This is a genomic window from Mycobacterium sp. SMC-8, from assembly GCF_025263565.1.
Classification (GTDB): Bacteria; Actinomycetota; Actinomycetes; order Mycobacteriales; family Mycobacteriaceae; genus Mycobacterium.
In genome coordinates this window covers 443999-466193 of sequence record NZ_CP079865.1, presented here as the reverse complement: position 1 = coordinate 466193, position 22195 = coordinate 443999, and the positions used below count along the sequence as shown (strand labels likewise).

Here is a 22195-nt window from a genome sequence, read left to right as displayed (position 1 = left end):
GACCGGTGTGGCTGGCCTTCGCCCGGCTCAGGCAGTATTGGAGGCGATGGACAGCATGACCGAACCCGACCCGCAGGCCGCCGTACCGGGTGCCGAGGTCGACCCGCCGGCGGTCGAGAGCCCCGGGCCCGAGCTTGAAGCGGTGCTGCTCGGCGCTGTGGAGGCGGCGCGTGCAGCGATCGTGGAATACAGCGGCGAGGACACCGTGGGTGAATACCTCGGCGCGGGTTTCGAGGACCCGAGTTCGGCCACCCATCGCTTCCTCGCGGAGATGCCGGGGTATCGCGGCTGGCAGTGGGCCGTCGTTGTCGCCGCGTGTCCCGGCGCCGAGCGCGCCACGATCAGTGAGGTCGTCCTCGTGCCCGGCCCGACCGCACTGCTCGCGCCCAAATGGGTGCCGTGGGACGAACGGATCCGGCCGGGTGACCTCGGGCCGGGTGACCTGCTGGCTCCGCCTGCCGATGATCCCCGACTCGTTCCGGGTTACACGGCCACCGGCGATCCGCAGATCGACGAGGTCGCGGTCGAGGTGGGTCTCGGACGTCGCCAGGTGTTGAGTCTGTGGGGCCGCAACGACGCCGCCCAGCGCTGGCACGACGGCGACTACGGGCCGGGCACGCCGATGGCCCGGGGCACCCGGCGCGTGTGCCGGGACTGCGCCTTCTACGTACCGCTCGGCGGTTCTCTCGGCGGGCTGTTCGGCGTGTGCGCTAACGAGTACGCCGCCGACGGGCACGTGGTCGACGCCGAGTACGGGTGTGGTGCGCACTCGGATACGCCGGCTCCCGGCGGCAATGGGTCGCCGCTGTTCGATCCGTACGACGACGGGGTCCTCGATCTCGTCGAGCGCAGCGAGTAGTCGGCCCGGAGCGCAGCGAGTAGTCGGCCCGGTCAGCGCTCCGCGGCGGTCTTGATGCGCGTCAGCGATGCGTTCATGCCTTCGATGAGTTCCTGCTCGAAGTTCGGGACGCCGCCCATGAACTTGCCGACCAGAAAATTCGACACCGCCGTCGTGCCGTTCTCGGCGTGCCGGGTCTCGACCAGCCGGGTGCCGGCTTCCGTCGGCTCCAGTTCATAGCTCCATACGGTGTGGTTCTCGTTGACCCGGAACGCCAGCTTCTTTTCGGGGATGAACTCGGTGATCCGGCAGGTGGTGGGCCAGAACAGGAGTCCGCGCCTGTTGAAATTCACGGTGCGGGCACCCTGGCGCAGCTGGCCGACCGGCTTCATCAGGCGGCACTGCGGGCTCCACTGCGGCATCTTGCTCAGATCCGAGACGAGCGCCCAGACCTTGGACACCGGCGCGTTGATGTCGACCTCGGCCTGCAAAACCGGCGCTGCCATCGAATTCCTCCTACGTCAAACCGCGTTGAGCGCCGCGGTGTCCGCGGCGCACCGCGTGACGTTGCCACAGAAATATCGTCGTGCCAAGCACTCCGACGCCGAGGCCGGCGACGGTGACCGGACGCCACTCGTGCAGAGCGCCGACCGTGAACGCCAGCACGGCGGCGATCAGCCATCCGCACGCGATCACCACGATGACGGGCCACGGCGTCAGCAGGCCCCCGGGCAGCGGCGGGGGTTGCGGTTCGGAATCGGTGTCCATCGCGTCCAACTTAACGACCACCGCGGGGCGCTGGGTAGTCTCAGCGCTGTGCTCGTCACTGCCTGCCTCGAAACAGCGTGATCGCCAACGGCGTTGAAGTCATCGACGTCAGCGATCCGTCCGACCCGCGACTCGACGACTTCCGTGATCTCAACAGTGTCGACCGCAGACCCGACCTTCCCAGCGGCAAGGGGTTGGTCATCGCCGAGGGTGTGCTGGTGGTACAGCGGATGCTCGCGTCGCGGTTCGTCCCTCGCGCGCTGCTGGGCACCGATCGGCGGTTGGCCGAACTGGGGGCGGACCTCGACGGCATCGGGGCGCCGTTCTACCGGGCGTCGGCGGAGGTGATGGCCGAGGCGGTCGGCTTCCATTTGAACCGCGGGGTGCTGGCGTCGGCCTCCCGGGCCCCCGATCTGACGGTGCCCGAGGTGCTCGCGGGGGCGCGGACCGTCGCCGTGCTCGAAGGTGTCAACGACCACGAGAACCTGGGCTCGGTCTTCCGGAACGCCGCGGGACTGAGTGTGGACGCGGTGGTGTTCGGCAGCGGCTGCGCCGACCCGCTATACCGGCGGGCGGTTCGGGTGTCGATGGGGCATGCCCTGCTGGTGCCGTTCGCCAAGGCCGGCCACTGGCCCGGTGATCTGGAGTTGTTGCGGCAGAGCGGTTTTCGGTTGCTCGCGATGACGCCGGACCCTGAGGTGCAGACCCTCGCCGAGGCGATGTCCGGTCTGGCGGAGCAGCGGGTGGCCATCCTGGTGGGCGCCGAAGGGCCCGGCCTGAAGGAACACACGATGCGGGCCAGCGATGTGCGCGTGCGTATTCCGATGTCGCGCGGTACGGATTCGCTGAACGTCGCAACTGCTGCCGCGCTGGCGTTCTATGAGCGGGATAGGCTCGCCCGGTGAGCGACGAGACGCCGTGGGGGACGGGCCTGACGGTCGCGGTGTTCGTCGCGGCGGTGGTGGCCGCCGCCGTCATCGTGCTCAGCATCGGGCTGATGCGGGTGCACGTGCTGCTCGCTGCGGGACTGAATCTCGTTGCGGTGGGCGGTCTGGCGCCCACGGTCTGGGGTTGGCGCCGTGTGCCGGTGTGGCGCTGGTTCGTGCTCGGGACGGGCGCCGGTGTCGCCGCGGCCTGGATCGCGTTGCTGGCGATCGCCGCCTCGGGTGGGTGAAAAACGTTGCGCGCGTAGAAGCTAGCGCTGGCCGCCGCTGGAACGGACACCGAGCAGGACGTCCTCCCACGCCGGCACGGCGGGCCTGCTCTTGCGGGAGCGGGGGGCCTTGGCCGCCGGTGCGGGCTCAGGCGTCTCGGCGACCTCGGGCGCGGGTTCGGGTTCGGGTGACTCGACCGGGGCAGGTGCCTGGACCTCGTCGGGTTCGCCCAGGGCTAGCTGTGCCACCGCCGCCAGCGGACGCAGTGGGCGCGCGAAATTCGGATCGATCAACTCGGACGCGGCGTCGTCGAACGCGGTGACGGTGCCGCCGTGCGCGCCGGGCGCGTAGCGGAAGTGGGCCACGTTGTCCGACATACCGGCCTTCCAGGCCAACTGCACGGTCCACCGGCCGTCCTCGTTGCGCCAGGCGTCCCAGTCCGCGCCGTCGGGATCCAGTCCGCGGGCAATGAGCGCCGAGGTGACCGTTTCGAGCAGGGTCAGCACCGACGGGCCGTCGGCCAGCACCGGATGCGCAGCGGTGGCCAGTTCGGCCGCGCGGGCGCGCTCCAGCAGCACCGGGTGGGCGAACCGTTCGACGCGGGCGATGTCGACTCCGGCGGCCGCGGCGACCTGTTCGACCGATGCTCCGGCCCTGATCTTCGACTGGATCTCGCGCGGACGCAGCAACGTGGGAACCTCGACATCGATGGTGGTCTGGGCCGATCCGGCGCGGTCACCGCGCACGGCGGCCTTGAGCCGTTCGTCGGAGCGGAGGACGAACTTCTCGTCGGAGTCGCTGGTCTCGCAGATGATGCGTCTGCCGTCGACATCCAGTCCGACGACCTTGAGCTCTCTCATTGCGACCTCCTCCGGGCTTGCGCGAGCCCGATACAGAAGGTGACCCTACTGCGTGATCAATCCGTAACCGGGATGACACGCGGCACGGGGCTACAACCGCTGCACCACCCAGTCGACGCATGCGGTCAGGGCGCTGACGTCGTCGGGCTCGACCGCGGGGAACATCCCGACGCGAAGCTGGTTGCGGCCCAGCTTGCGGTACGGCTCGGTGTCGACGATGCCGTTGGCTCGCAGGATTTTGGCGACGGCGGCGGCGTCCACGTCGTCGGAGAAGTCGACCGTCCCCACCACTTGCGACCGCAGGGTCGGGTCGGTGACGAACGGTGTCGCAAACGAGGCGGCCTCGGCCCACGAGTACAGCCGCGACGATGACTCGGCGGTGCGCTTGGTCGCCCAGTCCAGGCCGCCGTTGCCCAGCAGCCAGTCGATCTGCTCGGCGAGCAGGATCAGCGTGGCGATCGCCGGGGTGTTGTAGGTCTGGTTCTTGAGGCTGTTCTCGATGGCGATCGGCAGAGACAGGAACTCCGGCACCCAGCGACCCGAACCCGCGATGGCCTCCACCCGGGCCAGCGCTGCCGGAGACAGGATCGCCAGCCACAGGCCGCCGTCACCGGCGAAGTTCTTCTGGGGTGCGAAGTAGTAGGCGTCGGCCTGGGTGATGTCGACCGGCAGGCCGCCCGCCGCGGAGGTCGCATCGATCGCCACGAGCGCGTCGCCCGATCCCTCCGGGCGCCCCACCGGGACCGCCACTCCGGTCGAGGTCTCATTGTGTGCCCACGCGATCAGGTCGACCGACGGGTCCGACTGTGGCGCGGGCGCGCTGCCCGCGTCGGCCTTGACGACGACCGGGTCGCCGACGAACGGGTTTTTGGCCACGGCGGAGGCGAACTTGGAGCTGAACTCGCCGTAGGTCAGGTGGAGCGAGCGCTTGTCGATCAACCCGAACGCGGCGGCGTCCCAGAATGCCGTCGACCCGCCGTTGCCGAGGATCACTTCGTACCCGTCGGGCAGGAAGAACAGCTGGCGCAGTCCGTCGCGGACGCGACCGACGAGGTTCTTCACCGGCGCCTGCCGGTGCGAGGTGCCGAACAGGTGGCCGGCCGTGGCGAGGGCCTGCAGCTGTTCCGGCCGGACCTTTGACGGCCCGCAGCCGAATCGCCCGTCGGCGGGCTTGAGATCGGAGGGGATGGTCAGGGAGGGCGAGCTGTCGGCCATGGCGCCAAGCCTAGAACCGGAGCTCAAGCCGGAGAAATTCGGGCACCCGCGGTCTTCGCGCGTCCGCCCGAGGGCCTCTTCGATGTGATGGGGGCCACATGTGATGGGGATAACCAGGTTGACGCACATCCCGGAGAAGACCCTGGTTAATTCATGGGACCGCGGGTACTGTCACTGGACAACGAGCACGAGAATGTAAACCTCACGGGAGGCGGCAATGGCTGTCAAGGAAGCTCGGACGCGCATCATCCGGCGCTGGCGCAAAAACATGGAAATCGGGGACAGCCCGGAAGACAGGGCCTACGTCGAGATGCTGACCACGCTGTCTGAAGGCTCGGTGCGGCGCAATTTCAACCCGTACACCGACATCGACTGGGACTCGCCCGAGTTCGCGGTGACGCCCAACGATGAGCGCTGGATCCTGCCCGGCACCGACCCGTTCGGCAAGCATGAGTGGTACCGGTCCCAGCCGAAGGACAAGCAGATCGCGATCGGCATGTGGCGCCAGGCCAACGTCGCCAAGGTCGGTCTGCATTTCGAGTCGATCCTGATCCGCGGCCTGATGAACTACGCCTTCTGGGTGCCCAACGGGTCGCCGGAGTACCGGTACTGCCTCCACGAGTCGGTCGAGGAGTGCAACCACACGATGATGTTCCAGGAGATGGTCAACCGCATCGGTGCCGACGTCCCCGGCATGCCCCGGCTGCTGAAGTGGCTCTCCCAGTTCATCCCGCTGGCCGCCGGCCCGCTGCCCATCCCGTTCTTCTTCGGCGTGCTCGCCGGCGAGGAGCCGATCGACCACACCCAGAAGAACATCCTGCGCGAGGGCAAGGCGCTGCACCCGATCATGGAGCGCGTCATGGCGATCCACGTCGCCGAGGAGGCCCGCCACATCTCGTTCGCCCATGAATACCTGCGGAAGCGGGTGCCGCACCTGAACCGCCGGCAGAAGTTCCTGCTGTCGCTCAACGTGCCGATCATCATGCGGGTGCTGTGCCAGGCGATCATCGTGCCGCCCAAGTCCTTCTGGCAGGAGTTCGACATCCCGCGTTCGGTGAAGAAGGAGATCTTCTTCGGCACCCCCGTGGCGCGGCAGTTCCTGCGCGACATGTTCGGCGATGTCCGGATGCTGTGCCACGAGACCGGTTTGATGAATCCGTTCGCCAAGCTGATGTGGCGAATCTGCAAGATCGACGGACCGCCGAGCCGGTACCGCAGCGAGCCCGCGCGTCAGCACGTCGTGAGCGCCGCCTAGGGCCCGGAAGTCCCACGTCATGCCTCATGTGATCACCCAGTCGTGCTGCAGCGACGGGTCCTGCGTCTACGCCTGCCCGGTCAACTGCATCCACCCGACCCCGGACGAGCCCGGCTTCGCGACCGCCGAGATGCTCTACATCGACCCGGTGGCCTGTGTGGATTGCGGGGCCTGCGTGTCGGCCTGCCCGGTCGGCGCCATCGCCCCGGACACCCGGCTCCAACCCGAGCAGCTTCCCTTCGTCGAACTCAACGCCGCGTTCTATCCGAAGCGCGACGGCAAGCTGCCTCCGACGTCGAAGCTGGCGCCGGTACAGGAAGCTCCGGTCGTGCGTCCGAGAGCCGGGGGGCCGCTCACGGTCGCGGTGGTCGGGTCGGGCCCGGCGGCGATGTACGCGGCCGACGAGTTGCTCACCCAGACGGGGGTGCGGGTCAACGTCTTTGAGAAGTTGCCGACGCCGTACGGTCTGGTCCGTGCCGGTGTCGCACCGGATCACCAGAGCACCAAGCGGGTGACGAACCTCTTCGACAAGATCGCTGCGCGTGCGGGTTTCACGTTCTACCTCAATGTCGAGGTGGGCTCGGACATCACCCACCACGAACTGCTCGCCCATCATCACGCCGTGCTCTACGCGGTGGGCGCCCCCGACGACAAGCGCCTGCAGGTCGACGGCATGGACCTCGCCGGCACCGCAACGGCCACCGAGGTGGTTGCGTGGTACAACGGCCACCCCGAATTCGCGGGTCTGCCGGTCGATCTGAGCGGTGAGCGTGTCGTGGTCATCGGCAACGGCAACGTCGCCCTGGACGTGGCCCGCATCCTGACCACCGACCCGGATGTGTTGGCGCGCACCGACATCGCCGAGCATGCGCTGGACGCGCTGCGGGACTCCCGCGTCCAGGAGGTGGTGATCGCCGCCCGGCGGGGGCCGGCGGCCTCGGCGTTCACGCTGCCGGAGTTGATCGGGCTGACCTCGACGTGTGAGGTGGTGCTCGACCCGGCCGACCATGAGCTGGTGCTCGCGGCGCTGGCCGAGACCACCGATCCGCTGACCCGCAACAAACTCGAAGTCCTGTCCAAGCTCGGCGACGCGACGGCTCCGGTCACCCGGCCGCGCATCCGCCTGGCCTACCAGCTGACCCCGCGTCGGGTGCGGGGCGAGCAGCGCGCGGCAGGCGTCGAGTTCGTCGTGACCGGCACCGACGAGACCCGCGACATCGAGGCGGGTCTGGTGCTCACGTCCATCGGCTACCGCGGCAGACCGATTCGCGGGTTGCCGTTCGACGACGCAACCGCCGCGGTGCCCAACGCGGGCGGCCGGGTGATCGACCCCGAGACGGGCGCACCGGTACGCGGCAGCTACGTGGCCGGCTGGATCAAGCGCGGACCGACGGGTTTCATCGGCACCAACAAGTCCTGTGCCGCCGAAACCGTGCGCAATCTGGTCGCCGACTACAACGACGGTCTGCTCACCGACCCCGTCGAGAAACCCTCAGCGCTGCGGCGTTTCGTCCGCGGCAGGCAGCCGGCTGTCATCGACGCCGACGGGTGGCACGCCATCGATCAGGCCGAGATCGGGCGTGGGGCCGGGCTGCGTCCGCGTGACAAGTTCACCTCCGTCGCAGAGATGGTGGGTGTCGCCGCGAATGCGTCGGCCCCGCCGGTGCATCAGCGGTTGCTGGCCGGCCTGCGCCGCTGACCGCGCGCACGCCACGGAGTTTGGCCAAACCGCCCCCGGGGTCGCCCGCCGGAGGTATGCAAAGGCATGGGTTCTGCGCAGTTCGTGGGTCGTGTCGGAGGCCTGGCCGTGGCGTTGGGAGTCGGGGCCGCGGTGTTCACCGGATCCGGTGTCGCGTGGGCGAATGAGGATGCCCCGCCGGGAACCACCTCGGAGTCCGATCCGCCGGCGGCAGCGCCGGGCCCGGACACTGAGCCCGGTGCCTCCGGGGACACCGAGGTTGGTGTCGACGGCGATCCGGGCGTGGAGTCCGACGAGGAAGACCTCGGCAGCCCAGAGCCCGGCGAGGAGTCCGGGCAGGATCTAGGCGAGGAGTCCGGCAACGGCCTCGGCGGGGAGGACCCAGGGGAAGACCACTTCGACGGCGGGGATGTCAAGGGCGAAGACGACCCGGTCGACACCGACACGGACACACCGGCCGTCGACGTGGACAAGCGCGGGTACGACGAGCCCGTCGTGGGAATCGAAGAAGACGTTGATGCGGGTCCCGCCGCCACGTTCGACGGCGCTGTGACCTCCGCAGCGGAATTGCCGGAGTCGCCCGGCAACGACGAGGTGGCGCCCGTGGCGGACACCTTCGCCGCCACGGCGTTGACGACGTTCGCGCCGCCGAAGGTGCCGTCTTGGCGGCCGTGGCCGACCGCGTTCGATCTGCGCAGCGTCGTCACCTACGTCGTTGACCTGACCATCAGCTTCGTAGACGCGCTGTTGCGGCCGTTCGCCGCCGGTCCGCCCAGGCCCCCCGCCGACCCGTCCGGCTGGGCTCTGCTGGCCTGGGTGCGACGCGAGTTCTTCAACGGCACACCCGCGCCGGTGGACAATCCGCTTCCGCACACCCAGAGTCTCATCGACGGTGAGGTTCGCATCACCGGCAACATAAGCATCGAGGATCCCGACGGTGACGCCCTGACCTACACGGTGATCGGACGCCCGCACAACGGCGGGACGGTCACCGTCGACGCCGACGGGAACTTCGTGTACCGGCCGATGAACGCGATGGCCGCGGTCGGCGGTACGGACACCTTCACCGTCGCCGTCAGCGACGAGCACGACGGCCTGCACGTGCACGGGCTGTTCGGCTGGCTGCAGTTCGTCCCGGTCCTGGGCAACCTCCTCAATCCCGGCGGTGGGCACGGCCGCACTGTCACCGTCACCGTCTCCGTCTCACCGGTCGAGGGCATCGACCTATCGCTGCCCGACGACTTCCGATGGGGCGTCGCCCATTCCGGGTTTCAGGCCGAAGGCGGACCCGGTGCTCCGGTCGACACCCGCTCGGACTGGTACCGCTGGGTGCACGATCCGTTCAACCGGCTGCTCGGGCTGGTCAAGGGGGTGCCGGAGAACGGGCCGGGCGCCTACGTCTCCTACGCCGATGACGCTGCGCTGGCCCGTGACGAACTCGGCGTGAACACCTTCCGGATGAGCATCGAATGGAGCCGCATCTTCCCGAGTTCGACTGCAGCGGTGAATATCTCCGACGAAGGGGGAGCACTGAGCCCGGCCGACCTCGAGGCGCTCGACGCGCTGGCCGACCAGGACGAGGTGGCCCACTACCGGGCGGTGTTCGCGACGCTGAGGCAGTACGGCCTCGATCCGTTCGTCACCGTCAACCACTTCACGCTGCCGGTCTGGGTGCACGATCCGATCGTCGCGCGACCGCTGATCCAGCTCGGGCTACCGGCGCCGGCGGCGGGCTGGTTGTCCCCGAACACCGCGGAGGAATTCGAGAAGTACGCCGCCTACGTCGCATGGAAATACGGCGACCAGGTCGACAACTGGGCCACCCTCAACGAACCGTTCCCGCCGGTGCTCACCGAGTTCCTGGCGATCCCGTGGGTGGTGCCCAACTGGCCGCCCGGGGTGATCCGACCGGATCTGGCCTCGACGTTCCTGGTGAACCAGGCAATCGGACACGTCGCCGCCTACGACGCGATCCACGCCTGGGACACGACCGCGGCCACCGCGGGAGGGCCGGCGGCGTTCGTCGGCTTCACCCACAACATGATCCCGGCGCGGCCGGCCAATCCGGTCAACCCGCTGGACGTCCAGGCCGCCGAGGCGTGGAACCACTTCTACAACAAGTGGTTCCCGAACGCTGTTATCGAGGGCTGGGTCGACGCGAACTTCGACGGTGTCAAGACCTCCGACGAGATCCACCCCGACATGGCCGGCAAGGTCGACTTCCTGGGTGTGCAGTACTACGGGTCGCAACCGATGGCGGGGTTCGGCGTCGCACCGCTGCCGGGTTTCCCGTTCCTGCGCGGCTTCCCGATCCGCTGCTCGGCACAGGAAGCCACCTGCAGTGACTTCAATCAGCCGACCGACCCCGGTGGTTTCCGAGAGGTGCTCGAGCTCGCGGCGTCCTACGGAAAACCGCTGTGGGTCACCGAGAACGGGATCGCCGACGATGAGGACACCAAGCGGCCCTCCTACATCGTCAACCACGTCGCGGTCGTACAGGATCTGGTGGCCCACGGCACCGACATCCGGGGCTACACCTACTGGTCGTTCGTCGACAACCTGGAATGGGCCGAGGGCTACGAGCTGCAGTTCGGACTGTACGGATCGGACCCGGACACCCCTGAGCTGGAACGGATCCCCAAGCCGGCGAGTATCGCTGCGCTGCGCGGCATCACCACCGGCAACGGGCTGCCGATCGCGTTGCTGCAGAGCTACATCCCGGGCTGACCGCCGTCGGCCATCTGCGCCAGCACCTCGTTCATGTCGACCTCGCGGACCGTCTCGGCCAGTGACCACTGGTGGCCGAACGGGTCGCGCAGCACTCCGTAGCGGTCGCCCCAGAACTGGTCCTCGAGCGGACTGACGACGGTGGCGCCGGCATCGAGTGCCCGCTGGAACCGCCCGTCGACATCAGGGCCGTGCAAGTGGATGGTCACCGACGATCCGCCCAGTGCGGTCGGCGTGCTCGCCTTGCCGTCGTTGAATTCGGGGAAGTCGTCGTTGAGGAAGACCATGGCTCCGTTGATCCGCATGGCGGCGTGGATGAGCTTCCCGCCCGGACCGGGCATTCGGACCATCTCCTCGGCGCCGAAGGCGTTGGCGTAGAAGTCGAGCGCAGCCGCGGCGTCGTCGACGACGAGGTGGGGGACCAGCATGGGTTGGTTGGCTTCGTCTGTCACGGCCATGGTTACTCCTCACGGTGAGTGGACTGCCGGTGCAGACTCCCAGTCGATCAAAAACTCATCGCGGTGACCAGATCACACGACGGAAAAGCCGTCCGGCAGTGCGGCGCGTCCTGTCAGCGCGAGCAGCATCACCGGTCCCTGACCCAGCGCCGCACCGACTCGGCCGGCCAGCGCCGCGGCCTCCGACAGCACCTCGGCGGGTGGTTCGCCGTCGATCCCGACCGCGCGGGCGATGTCGAGGCCATGCACCGCGATCTCGAAGGTCCGGGTGGGCAGATAGCTGCTCAACCGGATGCCCAGGCCGCCGATCACCTCGATCAGCGGGTCGTCGACGGCAGCCACGTCGGCCAGCGCCCGGGACGCCAACGTCTCGACCGCGGCGGCGGGATCGGCGCCGAGATCACGACCCGCCTGCCGGCCGCGTTCGACGACGGCCGCGGCGCCCATGCCCGCGGCATAGGAGTGCATCTTGACGTAGTAGTCCGCCGCGTCGGCGACATCCTCGCGGTGCGCCGGCACCTTCAGATACGTGCTGACCGTGATCAGCGACCGTGACGTGTGGCCGATCAGGTCGCGCACGTTCCACTCGCCCAGACCGGGGTCGTTCCAGCGGTCGTCAGGGATCCGCCTCACCAGGGCCGCGAAATAGTCTGCGGCCGAGGCGAACACTTCACGGGCGGTGGATGTCATCTCCGAGTCAGCAGGTCCCAGCCCTCGACCGATTCCGGGCTGCGCGGTTCGGGGCCGACGTACACCGCCGACGGCCGGACCAGCTTGCCGAGGCGCTTCTGCTCGAGGATGTGGGCGCACCAGCCGGCGGTGCGGCCGCAGGTGAACATCGCGGGCATCATCTTCGGCGGCACCTGCGCGAAGTCCAGGATCACCGCGGCCCAGAACTCCACATTGGTCTCGATCGGGCGGTCCGGCCTGCGCTCCCGCAACTCGGCCAGCGCGGCCTGCTCCAGCGCCGCGGCCACCTCGTAGCGCGGCGCCTGCAGCCGCTGTGCGGTGGCGCGCAGCACCCGGGCACGGGGGTCCTCGGCCCGGTACACCCGGTGTCCGAAGCCCATCAGCTTCTCGTTGCGGTCCAGGATCCCCTTGACCACCGCGCGGGCGTCGCCGGTGCGCTCGGCCTCTTCGATCATCGGGATCACCCGTGCGGGCGCGCCGCCGTGCAGCGGCCCACTCATCGCCCCGATGGCACCTGAGAGCGCCGCGGCCACGTCGGCGCCCGTGGACGCGATGACCCGGGCGGTGAACGTCGAGGCGTTCATCCCGTGCTCGGCGGCGCTGACCCAGTAGGCGTCGATCGCCTCGATGTGCCTCGGGTCGGGTTCACCCTGCCAACGGGTCATGAAACGTGCTGTGACAGTGTCACATTCATCCACGGTGCGCTGCGGTACCGCGGGCTGATAGATGCCGCGAGCGGACTGCGCGACGTAGGAGAGTGCCATCACCGAGGCGCGGGCGAGCTGATCGCGTGCGGTCTCGTCGTCGATGTCCAGGATCGGCGGGTAGCCCCAGATCGGAGCCAGCATGGCCAGTCCGGCCTGCACGTCGACGCGGACGTCGCCGCTGTGGATCGGCAGCGGGAACGGTTCGGCTGGTGGCAGACCGCGGCCGAACCTGCCGTCGACCAGCAGCCCCCAGACGTCGCCGAAGGTGACCCGGTGGGCTACCAGATCCTCGATGTCGACGCCCCGGTAGCGGAGCGCCCCGCCGTCCTTGTCCGGTTCGGCGATCTCGGTTTCGAACGCCACCACGCCCGCCAGCCCGGGGGCGAAATCCTTCGGCACCGCTGTCATGGGCTGATTGTCGCACCACCGTCGGCGGAGCCGACCATTCGGGACCGTCGGCGGAGCCGACCATTCCGCACCGTCGGCGTACCGTCTGGCAGGTGGGCACTTCTGATCACCTGGCGCGGATGCGCGTCGAATATGGATCGGTGGAGAAGGACGGCAGCGACGATCTCGATGCCGACTGGCTGGGCCCGGACCCTTCGACCGGCTGGGTGGATCTGCTCAACCGGTGGATGGCCGACGCCGTGCAGGCCGGCGTCGCAGAGCCCAACGCGATGGTGATCGCCACCGTCGACAGTCAGGGCAGGCCGGTCACTCGCACCGTGTTGTGCAAGAGCGTCGACCAGACCGGAATCTCGTTCTACACGAATTACGCCTCTGACAAGGGCGAGCAGCTCGCTGCCGTGCCGTACGCGTCGGCGACCTTCCCGTGGTACCTGCTGGGCCGGCAGGTCCACGTCCGCGGCGCTGTCACCAAGGTGTCGCCGGAGGAGACGTCCGACTACTGGCGGAAGCGTCCCCGCGGATCGCAGCTGGGGGCCTGGGCCTCACAGCAGAGCCGGCCCGTCGTGTCGCGGGCCGCGCTGATGCGGCAGCTCGAAGACGTCACGAAGCGGTTCGCCGACCTGGAGGAGGTGCCCGTGCCGCCGCAATGGGGCGGATACCTCATCGCCCCCGAGGTCGTCGAGTTCTGGCAGGGGCGGGAGAACCGGGTGCACAACAGGATTCGGGTGCACGACGGCCGGGTGGAACGTCTGCAACCCTGACCCGCCCCGGGCTGCCGGGTCGGGGCCGCCGGCGATCTCCCAACCTGCCATTTTCGCCCTGCAGCCGCCTGCCGACCGTTACCATCCGGGACGTGGGTGAAGCCAGGCGGGAACCGGTTCTCGGTCTGCGCGAACGCAAGAAGCGCAGAACACGTGCCACGCTGATCGACGCCGCTGTGGGCTTGTGCGACCGACAGGGCTTTGACGGCACCACGGTCGACCAGATCGCCGCGATCGCGGAGGTGTCCCCCCGCACGTTCAGCCGCTACTTTGCGACCAAGGACGCCATCGCGTTGGCCCTGATCGACGAGGTGCTGGTGCGCACTGCCGCCGAACTGGCCCGCCAACCGCGGTACCTGAGCCATCTGGAGGCGCTGCGACGCGCGTACGTGGCGATGGCCGAGTCCTGCAAGCTGGCGCCCGCCGACGGCCTGTCGGCCGAGCGGCTGATGCAGATTCTGCGGATCACGATGTCCTCGGCGACGCTGCGTCAGGCCACCATCGAGTACCGGGCCAGTGCCGTGGACGCGGTGGTCGCCGAACGGATGGGCACCACCGTAGACGACCGGAGGGTGAGGCTGCTCGCGGCGGTGTGGGGTGCGTTGATGATGACCGCGCTGCAGGATCTCAGCCGCCGGACCGGCCCCGACGTCCTCGTCAGCGTCGACGATGCGATCGAGGCCTTCGAGTCCACCTATGCGGAGTTCACCGGCGAAATCGCCGACCTGGGGCTGCCCGTCTGACCTTGTGACAGCCCCCCGCGGGCGTGACTGCTGGGATGGGACTACCTTTTGTAGGCAGACTCCGACTGATCGACACACCCGACAGACCTGAAGGGATCCCAGTGGCCGATAACGCCGACGCCGGGCAGGAGCATGCCACCCTGGTCTACCCAGGCGGCGAGCTCGAACTCGACATCGTCAAAGCTTCCGAGGGCGCGGACGGCATCGCGCTGGGTTCGCTGTTGGCCAAGACCGGCTACACGACGTTCGACGGCGGCTTCGTCAACACGGCGTCGACCAAGAGCGCCATCACCTACATCGACGGTGACGCCGGCATCCTGCGCTACCGGGGCTACCCGATCGAGCAGCTGGCCGAGAAGTCGACGTTCATCGAGGTCAGCTACCTGCTGATCTACGGTGAGTTGCCGACTGCCGAACAGCTCGAGGACTTCACCACCAAGATCCAGCGACACACGCTGCTGCACGAGGACCTCAAGCGGTTCTTCGACGGCTTCCCGCGCAACGCGCATCCGATGCCGGTGCTCTCCAGCGCGGTCAACGCGCTGAGCGCCTACTATCAGGACTCGCTGGACCCGTTCGATCCGCACCAAGTCGAGCTGTCCACCATCCGCCTGTTGGCCAAGCTGCCGACGATCGCGGCGTATGCGTACAAGAAGTCCGAGGGACAGCCGTTCCTGTACCCGGACAACTCGCTGACGCTGGTGGAGAACTTCCTGCGGATGACGTTCGGCTTCCCCGCCGAACCGTATGAGGTCGACCCGGAGATCGTGCGGGCTCTGGACATGCTGTTCATCCTGCACGCCGACCACGAACAGAACTGCTCGACCTCGACGGTGCGGCTGGTGGGCTCGTCGCAGGCCAACCTGTTCACCTCGATCTCCGGCGGCATCAATGCCCTGTGGGGTCCGCTGCACGGCGGCGCCAACCAGGCGGTGCTGGAGATGCTGGAGAAGATCCGCACCGGTGACGACGACGTCGCGACGTTCGTGAAGAAGGTCAAGAACCGCGAGGACAACGTCAAGCTGATGGGCTTCGGTCACCGCGTGTACAAGAACTACGACCCGCGGGCGCGCATCGTCAAGGAGCAGGCTGACAAGATCCTCGGCAAGATCGGCGTGCAGGACGAGCTGCTCGACATCGCCAAGGAGCTCGAAGAGATCGCGCTGACCGATGACTTCTTCATCGAGCGCAAGCTCTACCCGAACGTCGACTACTACACCGGTGTGATCTACCGGGCGATGGGCTTCCCGACCCGGATGTTCACGGTGCTGTTCGCGCTGGGCCGGCTGCCGGGCTGGATCGCACACTGGCGGGAGATGCACGGCGAGCCGAACAAGATCGGCCGTCCGCGCCAGATCTACACCGGCTACACCGAGCGCGACTACACCGGCATCGTCGGCCGCTGAGGCGCCACCCGGCGGTGCGGTCCCGACCCGATGCGCGCGAGCGTGCGTGTCGGCGGGCGACCCGCCGGGCATATCGCCGAGTAACCGCACGCTCGTCGCCGACGAACGTCACACACACTCCGCTTGCCCCGCGAACGGTTGTAGTTTCACAATAGTTGTGTGAATACAACCGTCGGCTCGATGACGCCCAGGCGCAAGGCCATCATCCTGGTGTCCTGCTGCCTGAGCCTGCTCATCGTGTCGATGGATGCGACGATCGTCAATGTCGCGATCCCGTCGATCCGGCAGGACCTGTCGGCAACCTCCGCGCAGATGCAGTGGGTGGTCGACATCTACACCCTGGTGCTGGCGTCACTGCTGATGCTGGCCGGGGCGACCGGGGACCGCTTCGGTCGCCGGCGGGTGTTCCAGACCGGACTCGCGCTGTTCGCGCTCGGCTCCCTGGCCTGCAGCCTGGCGCCTACCATCGACGCGTTGATCGGGGCTCGTTTCCTGCAGGCCATCGGCGGCTCGATGCTCAATCCCGTTGCGTTGTCCATCATCTCGCAGATCTTCACCAAGCCGGTGGAGCGGGCGCGGGCGCTGGGCGTCTGGGGTGGGATCACCGGCATCTCGATGGCGGCCGGACCGATCGTCGGTGGCCTGCTCATCGAAACCATCGGGTGGCGCTCGGTATTCTGGATCAATCTTCCCATCTGCGCGGCGGCCATCCTGCTCACCGCGGTGTTCGTCCCGGAATCGAAGTCGGCGACGATGCGCAACGTCGACCCCATCGGTCAGGGACTGGCCATCCTGTTCCTCTTCGGCACGGTGTTCACCCTCATCGAGGGGCCGGTGCTCGGCTGGACGAATCCACGCGTCGTCGCGATCGGTGCCGTCGCCGCGGTGGCCCTGGCGGCGTTCCTGCGGTTCGAATCGCGCCGTCACGACCCGTTCCTCGATCTGCGGTTCTTCCGCAGCATCCCGTTCACCACCGCGACCGTCAACGCGGTCAGCGCGTTCGCGGCCTGGGGTGCGTTCCTGTTCATGATGTCGCTGTATCTGCAGGGGGAGCGCGGGTTCTCGGCCATGCACACCGGCCTGATCTATCTGCCGATAGCCCTCGGCGCGCTGCTGTTCTCCCCGCTGTCGGGACGACTCGTCGGCCGCTACGGCGCGCGGCCCTCCCTGGTGGTGGCGGGGGTGGCGATCACCGCGGCGGCGACGATGTTGACGTTCCTGACCGCGACGACCCCGGTGTGGTGGCTGCTGATCATCTTTGCGGTGTTCGGCATCGGCTTCTCGATGGTCAATGCGCCGATCACGAACGCAGCGGTGAGCGGGATGCCGCTGGATCGGGCCGGGGCGGCGTCCGCGGTGACGTCGACGAGCCGCCAGGTCGGGGTGAGCATCGGTGTGGCACTGTGCGGTTCGGTTGCCGGCCCGGCGATGGCCGTCGGCGGCACCGATTTCGCGGCGGCTGCGCGACCGCTGTGGTTCGTCTGTATCGCCCTGGGTCTGGTGATTTTCGGGGTCGGCTTGTTCGCGACATCGCAGCGCGCTCTGCGGTCGGCCGAGCGGCTGGCCCCGTTGGTCTCCGGTGCAGCGGATCCGGTCGGTGGTGCTCATGTCCGGTAATCCGCTCGCCGACGACGTCTGGCGCGATCTGGCCGCATTCGTCCACGATCACCGGGACAACTGGAAGAAGTCGGTGGTCGAGCGCACCGGCCTTCCGTTCAGCAGAGTGCGGATCCTGATGCGGTTGATGCGAAACCCCATGACCGTCAAGCAGATCGCCGCGGCGGCCACCGTCGACGCGCCGGCGGCGACGGTGGCTGTCAACGATCTGGAAGAGCGCGGGCTCGTCGTGCGCCGCATCGATCCGTCCAACCGTCGCTGCAAACTGGTGTCGCTCACCGACGCCGGCCGCGACGTGCTGCGCACGATCGACGCCGTCCACGACCCGGCGCCCGAGGCCCTGGCCGCGCTGGCCGAGGACGACCTCGCCGCGCTGCGGGCGATCTTCGACAAACTGGGTTAACTCGGGGTTAACTCTCCAGCACAGCCATCGCCGCGTTGTGCCCGCCGATCCCCGACACCGCCCCACCGCGGCGAGAACCGGATCCGCACAACAGGATCCGATCGTGTGCAGTGGCCACACCCCACCGCTGCGCCGGTGTCGCGAGCTCCTCGTCGTCCTCGGCGAATGGCCACGACAACGCGCCGTGGAAGATATTGCCGCGCGTCATGCCCAGGGTGTGGTCCAGGTCGGCGGTCGTCTTGGTCTCGATGCACAGGCGGCCCAGGCTGTCCTGCATGACGACGTCCTGGATGGGCTCGGCCAGAACGGAATTCAGCGATGTCAGCGCCGCGGAGGTCAGGGTGTCACGGAGGCGGTCCGGCGTGACCGAGGCGGCCAGATCGTGCGGGGTGTGCAGGCCGAACACGGTAAGCGTGTGCGCGCCGGAAGCCTGGAGGGTTTCGGACATGATCGACGGGTCGGCCAGGGTGTGGCAGTAGATCTCGCAGGGCAGCGGATCGGGCACCGTGCCCGCCGCAGCCTGACGGTATGCGGTGTCGAGCTGGCCGTAGGTCTCGTTGATATGGAAGGTGCCGCCGAAAGCCTGTTCGGCGGTGATGGTTTCGTTGCGCAGTCGCGGCAGTCGGGTGAGCATCAGGTTGACCTTCACTTGCGCGCCCGGTGCCACGTCCGGTTCCGGTTCGTCGAGCAGGCGAGCCAGCACCGCCGGTGTCACGTTGGCCAGGACGTGACTGCCGGTGACCTCGTGCTCGGTGTCGCCGCGCCGGTATCGGACCTCGCCGTCCGGGGTGATCGCGAAAACGTCGGCCCCGGTGAGGATCTCGGCGCCGAATCCGGTTGCCGCGGCGGCCAGGGCGCCCGATACCGCGCCCATACCGCCAACCGGCACGTCCCAGTCCCCGGTACCGCCCCCGATCAGGTGGTACAGGAAGCAGCGATTCTGTGCCAGGGATTCGTCGTCGAGGCGGGCGAACGTTCCGATCAGCGCGTCGGTCGCCATCACGCCGCGGACCAGGTCGTCGCGCACCGCCGAGGTGATCGCCTGCCCGATCGGGTGCTCGATCATCTGCTGCCAGGCGGTCTTCGCGTCCCCCTCGGCGGTCAGGGCACCGTACATCGCCGACCGGGTGCGCAGCGGCTCCAGCAACGTCGGCCACATCAGGGTGGTCAGCGCCCGGCAGCGCCGGTAGAAGTCCTCGAAGTGCGCTTCGTCGTCACCGGCGCCGATCGCGTCGAACGTCGACTCGGGTCCGACCAGCAGGCCGGTGCGGCCTCCGTCGGCCGGGGTGGGTGTGTAAGACGAGTACCGGCGTCGCGCCAGCCTGATTCGCGCGCCGAGGTCCTCGATGATGCGCCGCGGCAGCAGGCTCACCAGGTAGGAGTAACGCGACAAGCGGGCGTCGACACCGGCGAACGGATGCTGCGACACGGCTGCGCCCCCGACGTGGTCGAGGCGCTCGAGGACCCGCACTCTGCGCCCGGCCTTCGCCAGGTAGGCGGCGGCAACCAGCCCGTTGTGCCCGCCACCGACGATGACGGTGTCAACGCGTGTCACAGCGTGCCTTCCTCAGTTGAGGTAGCCCTCGACCTCGCCCTCGGGTCGCACCTCCGCGTCGGCGGGATCGCCGCCGCTGGAGCGCAGCGCACGCCGCTGGCGGAGCAGGTCCCAGCACTGGTCGAGCTGGACCTCGACCGCCTTCAGCCGGGCGTGTTCCTCGGAGGCGTCGATCTCGCGGTGCTGCAGTTTGTCGCGCAGTTGTCGCTCCTCGGCGACGAGTTCGTGGACTTGTTTGAGGATGTCTTGGTCTTTGTCTGCCTGGGCCACGTCTACCAGTGTGCAGCTATTTCGTGCCCGCGTCTGCGGACTAAGCTGGTCGGATGGCTACCAAACCCGAGATCGAATTCCCCGACGGCCCGGCCCCCGCGGAGCTGGTGATCGAAGACCTCGTGGTGGGTGAGGGGCCGGAAGCGGTCCCCGGTGCCAGGGTCGAGGTGCACTACGTCGGCGTCGAGTACGACACCGGCGAGGAGTTCGACAGCTCGTGGAACCGCGGCGAGTCGATCGAGTTCCCGCTGCGCGGCCTGATCCAGGGCTGGCAGGACGGCATCCCCGGGATGAAGGTCGGCGGGCGCCGGAAGCTGACGATCCCGCCGGAGCAGGCCTACGGCCCCGCCGGCGGCGGGCATCGATTGTCGGGCAAGACGCTCATCTTCGTCATAGACCTGCTCGCCACCCGCTGACGTCGCCTCCGGCGAAATTGCATTCCGGCAGACGACCACTCGCACTCTGCCTGCCGGAATGCGATTTCGGCGAGAAGATCAGCGCGGGCCGGGCAGTCGCAGCAGTAGGCGCGCCCCGCCCAACGGGCTGGCCTCCAGAGACGCGGTGCCGCCGTGCAGTTCGGCCTGCTGAGCCACCAACGCCAACCCCAGGCCCGAACCCGAATGCGACGCCGTCGACCCGCGGGAGAACCGGTCGAACACCACCTTGCGCTCCTCTTCGGGAACCCCGACGCCGTCATCGTCGATCGCGATCTCCACGCCTTCGCGCGAGCTGACCGCCGACAGCTGCACCCGGGTGGCACCGCCGTGCTTGACCGCGTTGGCGATGGCGTTGTCGACGGCCAACCGCAGACCGGCCGGCAACCCGACGATGATCACCGTCGGCGCAGGCACCAGCGACACCTCAAGCTCCGGGTAGACCCGCATCGCGTCGTGGGCGGCACGGTCGAGCAACTCGGTGATGTCGACCGGCACATGGTCGTCCTCGGTGGACAGCTCGCCCTGGGCCAGACGCTCCAGCGCCCCAAGCGTCGCCTCGATGCGGGACTGCGTGCGGATGACGTCGTTGACGACCTCCTTGCGGCCCTCCTCGGACAGGTCCAGCGTCGCGAGCACTTCCAGGTTGGTCCGCATCGCGGTCAGCGGAGTGCGCAGCTCGTGCGCCGACACCGACGCGAAGTCGCGGGCGGACGCCAGCGCCGCCTTGGTGCGACCCTGCTCCTCCCACACACGCTCCACCAGCCCTTTGACCGCGTCGGCGATCTCCACGGCTTCGGTCGCGCCGCGGATGTCGATGTCGGGCGCTTCGTCACCGGCGTCGATCTGGCGGGTCTGTTGGGCCAGCCGTTTGAACGGCCGCACCGCGAACGCTGCCAGCAGCCAGCCGCCGAACGTGGCCGCGCCGACGGCCAACGTGCAGATGATCAGGACACGCCGGTGCAGGTTGTTGGTGTCGGCGATCGTCGCGTCGTAGGTCGCGCCGACGGCCACCGACATCGGTTCGGGTGTCGACAACTGCACCGTGCGCACCCGGTACCGGACACCCCCGACCTCGGTGTCGGCATAACCGGGCTCCAGCTCGGGTAGCACCACATTCGAATTCGAGGTCACCTGCCCGCCCCGGCGCACGGTGATGACCGCGTCCTGGTCGTTCGGGGACTTCGGGATCTCGTCGAGCCCGCGAGGCAGGAACGGGATCGCGAACCCGGCGGCCTCATCGAGGCGACGGTCGAGCCGCTCCTTGCGGTCGTTGGTGATGCCGACCCACACCACGGTGCCGACGATGCCGACGACGATCGCTGCGGCGATGGCGGTGGCGAACGCGACCCGCGTGCGCAGCGACGGTGTGCGGCGAAAGATGCGGGACGGCGCGACCATAACTACTGCTGCCTGTTCTTCGCGCAAGCGCTCATCACTGCTGCCTGAGGACGAATCCCACGCCGCGCACCGTGTGCAGCAGTCGCGGTGCGCCATTGGCCTCGAGCTTGCGCCTCAGGTAGCCGATGAACACGTCGACGACGTTGGTGTCGGCGGCGAAGTCGTAGCCCCACACCAGCTCCAGCAGCTGCGCCCGCGACAGCACCGCGGTCTTGTGCTCGGCGAGCACGGCCAGCAGGTCGAATTCGCGTTTGGTCAGGTCGACGTCGACTCCGTCCACGCGGGCCCGCCGGCCCGGGATGTCGACCTCCAGCGGGCCGACCGTGATGGTTTCCGACGAGAAGGTAGCCGTGGAACCGCGCCGGCGCAGCAGCGCCTTGACACGCGCCACCAACTCGGCCAGCACGAAGGGCTTGACCAGGTAGTCGTCGGCGCCGGCTTCCAGGCCGGCGACACGGTCGTCCACCGACGAGCGGGCGGAGAGCACACAGACCGGCACGTCGTTGTCCATCGCCCGCAACGCGGTCACCACGGACACTCCGTCCAGCACCGGCATGTTGATGTCGAGGACGATCGCGTCCGGGCGCGTCTCGGTGGCGCTGCGGAGGGCCTCGGCGCCGTCGACGGCGGTGAACACCTCGAATCCGGACAGTCGCAGGCCGCGCTCGAGCGAGGCGAGCACATCGGGATCGTCGTCGACCACGAGCACCCGGGGTGAGGCCACACCACTGTCCATGCACGCAATCTTGCCTGATGAAGCGGCGTCCTCGTGGGAGGTGGTGCCTGCGGATTACCGGCCGGCGCCGGAGGGAAGTCATTGACCTCA

At 68.4% G+C, this 22195-nt stretch carries 22 protein-coding genes and 1 pseudogene; 12 read left to right on the top strand and 11 right to left on the bottom strand.

All coding sequences use genetic code 11. The features are described 5' to 3' along the window. The first annotated feature begins 55 nt into the window (after positions 1-55). A complete protein-coding gene (locus KXD97_RS02395; protein WP_260755285.1) occupies positions 56-859 on the top strand; it encodes a DUF3027 domain-containing protein in 804 nt (267 codons plus the stop codon). Between the two features lie 32 nt (positions 860-891). On the opposite strand, the gene KXD97_RS02390 is transcribed toward KXD97_RS02395, so the two are convergent. Both KXD97_RS02390 and KXD97_RS02385 read right to left on the bottom strand, forming a co-directional pair. After that, the gene (locus KXD97_RS02390) at positions 892-1344 is read right to left on the bottom strand and encodes an SRPBCC family protein (protein WP_260755284.1); all 453 of its coding nucleotides are present in this window, start codon (positions 1342-1344) and stop codon (positions 892-894) included. Between the two features lie 10 nt (positions 1345-1354). Further along, positions 1355-1606: a DUF2530 domain-containing protein gene (locus KXD97_RS02385; RefSeq protein WP_260755283.1), complete on the bottom strand. Its 252-nt coding sequence runs from the start codon at positions 1604-1606 to the stop codon at positions 1355-1357. A gap of 62 nt (positions 1607-1668) precedes the next feature. Between KXD97_RS02385 and KXD97_RS02380 the strand changes: the two genes are divergently transcribed. Together KXD97_RS02380 and KXD97_RS02375 are read left to right on the top strand one after the other, a co-directional pair. Continuing rightward, positions 1669-2511: an RNA methyltransferase gene (locus KXD97_RS02380; RefSeq protein WP_396885577.1), complete on the top strand. Its 843-nt coding sequence runs from the start codon at positions 1669-1671 to the stop codon at positions 2509-2511. Continuing rightward, entirely contained in the window at positions 2508-2780 is a 273-nt protein-coding gene (locus KXD97_RS02375) for a DUF2537 domain-containing protein (RefSeq protein ID WP_260755281.1), read from the top strand. Before KXD97_RS02380 ends, KXD97_RS02375 begins: the two co-directional genes overlap by 4 nt. Positions 2781-2801: 21 nt before the next feature. Here the strand turns inward: KXD97_RS02375 and sepH are convergent, their stop codons facing one another. Beyond that, positions 2802-3620 (bottom strand): septation protein SepH, encoded by an 819-nt coding sequence (sepH, locus tag KXD97_RS02370; protein ID WP_260755280.1) that lies wholly within the window; start codon positions 3618-3620, stop codon positions 2802-2804. 90 nt (positions 3621-3710) lie between these two features. Then, complete coding sequence (gene serC, locus KXD97_RS02365; RefSeq protein ID WP_260755279.1) at positions 3711-4835, bottom strand: phosphoserine transaminase; 1125 nt, start codon at positions 4833-4835, stop codon at positions 3711-3713. Positions 4836-5052: 217 nt separating this feature from the next. On the opposite strand from serC, the gene KXD97_RS02360 reads away from it, so the two are divergent. The 3 genes and pseudogenes from KXD97_RS02360 (at position 5053) to KXD97_RS02350 (ending at position 10516) form a co-directional block, all read left to right on the top strand. Further along, on the top strand, positions 5053-6090 hold the full coding sequence (locus KXD97_RS02360) for a diiron oxygenase (RefSeq protein WP_260755278.1): 1038 nt from the start codon (positions 5053-5055) through the stop codon (positions 6088-6090). A gap of 19 nt (positions 6091-6109) precedes the next feature. Continuing rightward, positions 6110-6904: pseudogene (locus KXD97_RS33255) on the top strand (4Fe-4S binding protein); the annotation flags it as partial. Positions 6905-7855: 951 nt separating this feature from the next. After that, positions 7856-10516: a family 1 glycosylhydrolase gene (locus KXD97_RS02350; protein ID WP_260755276.1), complete on the top strand. Its 2661-nt coding sequence runs from the start codon at positions 7856-7858 to the stop codon at positions 10514-10516. Here KXD97_RS02350 and KXD97_RS02345 read toward each other — a convergent pair. The 3 genes from KXD97_RS02345 to KXD97_RS02335 all read right to left on the bottom strand — a co-directional run bounded on the left by KXD97_RS02345 (position 10501) and on the right by KXD97_RS02335 (position 12779). Next, positions 10501-10974 (bottom strand): VOC family protein, encoded by a 474-nt coding sequence (locus tag KXD97_RS02345; protein ID WP_260755275.1) that lies wholly within the window; start codon positions 10972-10974, stop codon positions 10501-10503. The two genes, KXD97_RS02350 and KXD97_RS02345, sit on opposite strands and share 16 nt — an antisense overlap. 72 nt (positions 10975-11046) lie before the next feature. After that, complete coding sequence (locus tag KXD97_RS02340; RefSeq protein WP_260755274.1) at positions 11047-11664, bottom strand: maleylpyruvate isomerase family mycothiol-dependent enzyme; 618 nt, start codon at positions 11662-11664, stop codon at positions 11047-11049. Then, a complete protein-coding gene (locus KXD97_RS02335; RefSeq protein ID WP_260755273.1) occupies positions 11661-12779 on the bottom strand; it encodes a citrate synthase 2 in 1119 nt (372 codons plus the stop codon). The genes KXD97_RS02340 and KXD97_RS02335 overlap by 4 nt, the downstream gene beginning before the upstream one ends. Positions 12780-12898: 119 nt before the next feature. Between KXD97_RS02335 and pdxH the strand changes: the two genes are divergently transcribed. The 5 genes from pdxH (at position 12899) to KXD97_RS02310 (ending at position 17709) form a co-directional block, all read left to right on the top strand. Further along, positions 12899-13540, top strand: a complete 642-nt coding sequence (gene pdxH / locus KXD97_RS02330; RefSeq protein WP_260758285.1) for a pyridoxamine 5'-phosphate oxidase — start codon at positions 12899-12901, stop codon at positions 13538-13540. Between the two features lie 92 nt (positions 13541-13632). Continuing rightward, complete coding sequence (locus KXD97_RS02325) at positions 13633-14283, top strand: TetR/AcrR family transcriptional regulator (protein WP_260755272.1); 651 nt, start codon at positions 13633-13635, stop codon at positions 14281-14283. 101 nt (positions 14284-14384) lie between these two features. Further along, positions 14385-15689 (top strand): citrate synthase, encoded by a 1305-nt coding sequence (locus KXD97_RS02320; protein ID WP_260755271.1) that lies wholly within the window; start codon positions 14385-14387, stop codon positions 15687-15689. A 180-nt stretch (positions 15690-15869) separates the two neighbouring features. Beyond that, a complete protein-coding gene (locus KXD97_RS02315; protein ID WP_260758283.1) occupies positions 15870-17306 on the top strand; it encodes an MFS transporter in 1437 nt (478 codons plus the stop codon). Then, on the top strand, positions 17296-17709 hold the full coding sequence (locus KXD97_RS02310; RefSeq protein WP_260755270.1) for a MarR family winged helix-turn-helix transcriptional regulator: 414 nt from the start codon (positions 17296-17298) through the stop codon (positions 17707-17709). Before KXD97_RS02315 ends, KXD97_RS02310 begins: the two co-directional genes overlap by 11 nt. A gap of 7 nt (positions 17710-17716) precedes the next feature. On the opposite strand, the gene KXD97_RS02305 is transcribed toward KXD97_RS02310, so the two are convergent. Both KXD97_RS02305 and KXD97_RS02300 read right to left on the bottom strand, forming a co-directional pair. Then, a complete protein-coding gene (locus KXD97_RS02305) occupies positions 17717-19264 on the bottom strand; it encodes an NAD(P)/FAD-dependent oxidoreductase (RefSeq protein ID WP_260755269.1) in 1548 nt (515 codons plus the stop codon). Positions 19265-19276: 12 nt separating this feature from the next. Continuing rightward, positions 19277-19534 (bottom strand): DUF2630 family protein, encoded by a 258-nt coding sequence (locus KXD97_RS02300; protein WP_260755268.1) that lies wholly within the window; start codon positions 19532-19534, stop codon positions 19277-19279. A gap of 53 nt (positions 19535-19587) precedes the next feature. On the opposite strand from KXD97_RS02300, the gene KXD97_RS02295 reads away from it, so the two are divergent. Next, a complete protein-coding gene (locus tag KXD97_RS02295; RefSeq protein WP_260755267.1) occupies positions 19588-19950 on the top strand; it encodes an FKBP-type peptidyl-prolyl cis-trans isomerase in 363 nt (120 codons plus the stop codon). A 78-nt stretch (positions 19951-20028) separates the two neighbouring features. On the opposite strand, the gene KXD97_RS02290 is transcribed toward KXD97_RS02295, so the two are convergent. Together KXD97_RS02290 and prrA are read right to left on the bottom strand one after the other, a co-directional pair. Beyond that, on the bottom strand, positions 20029-21369 hold the full coding sequence (locus tag KXD97_RS02290; RefSeq protein ID WP_260755266.1) for a HAMP domain-containing sensor histidine kinase: 1341 nt from the start codon (positions 21367-21369) through the stop codon (positions 20029-20031). A 34-nt stretch (positions 21370-21403) separates the two neighbouring features. Then, a complete protein-coding gene (gene prrA / locus KXD97_RS02285; protein ID WP_260758281.1) occupies positions 21404-22114 on the bottom strand; it encodes a two-component system response regulator PrrA in 711 nt (236 codons plus the stop codon). Positions 22115-22195 lie beyond the last annotated feature (81 nt).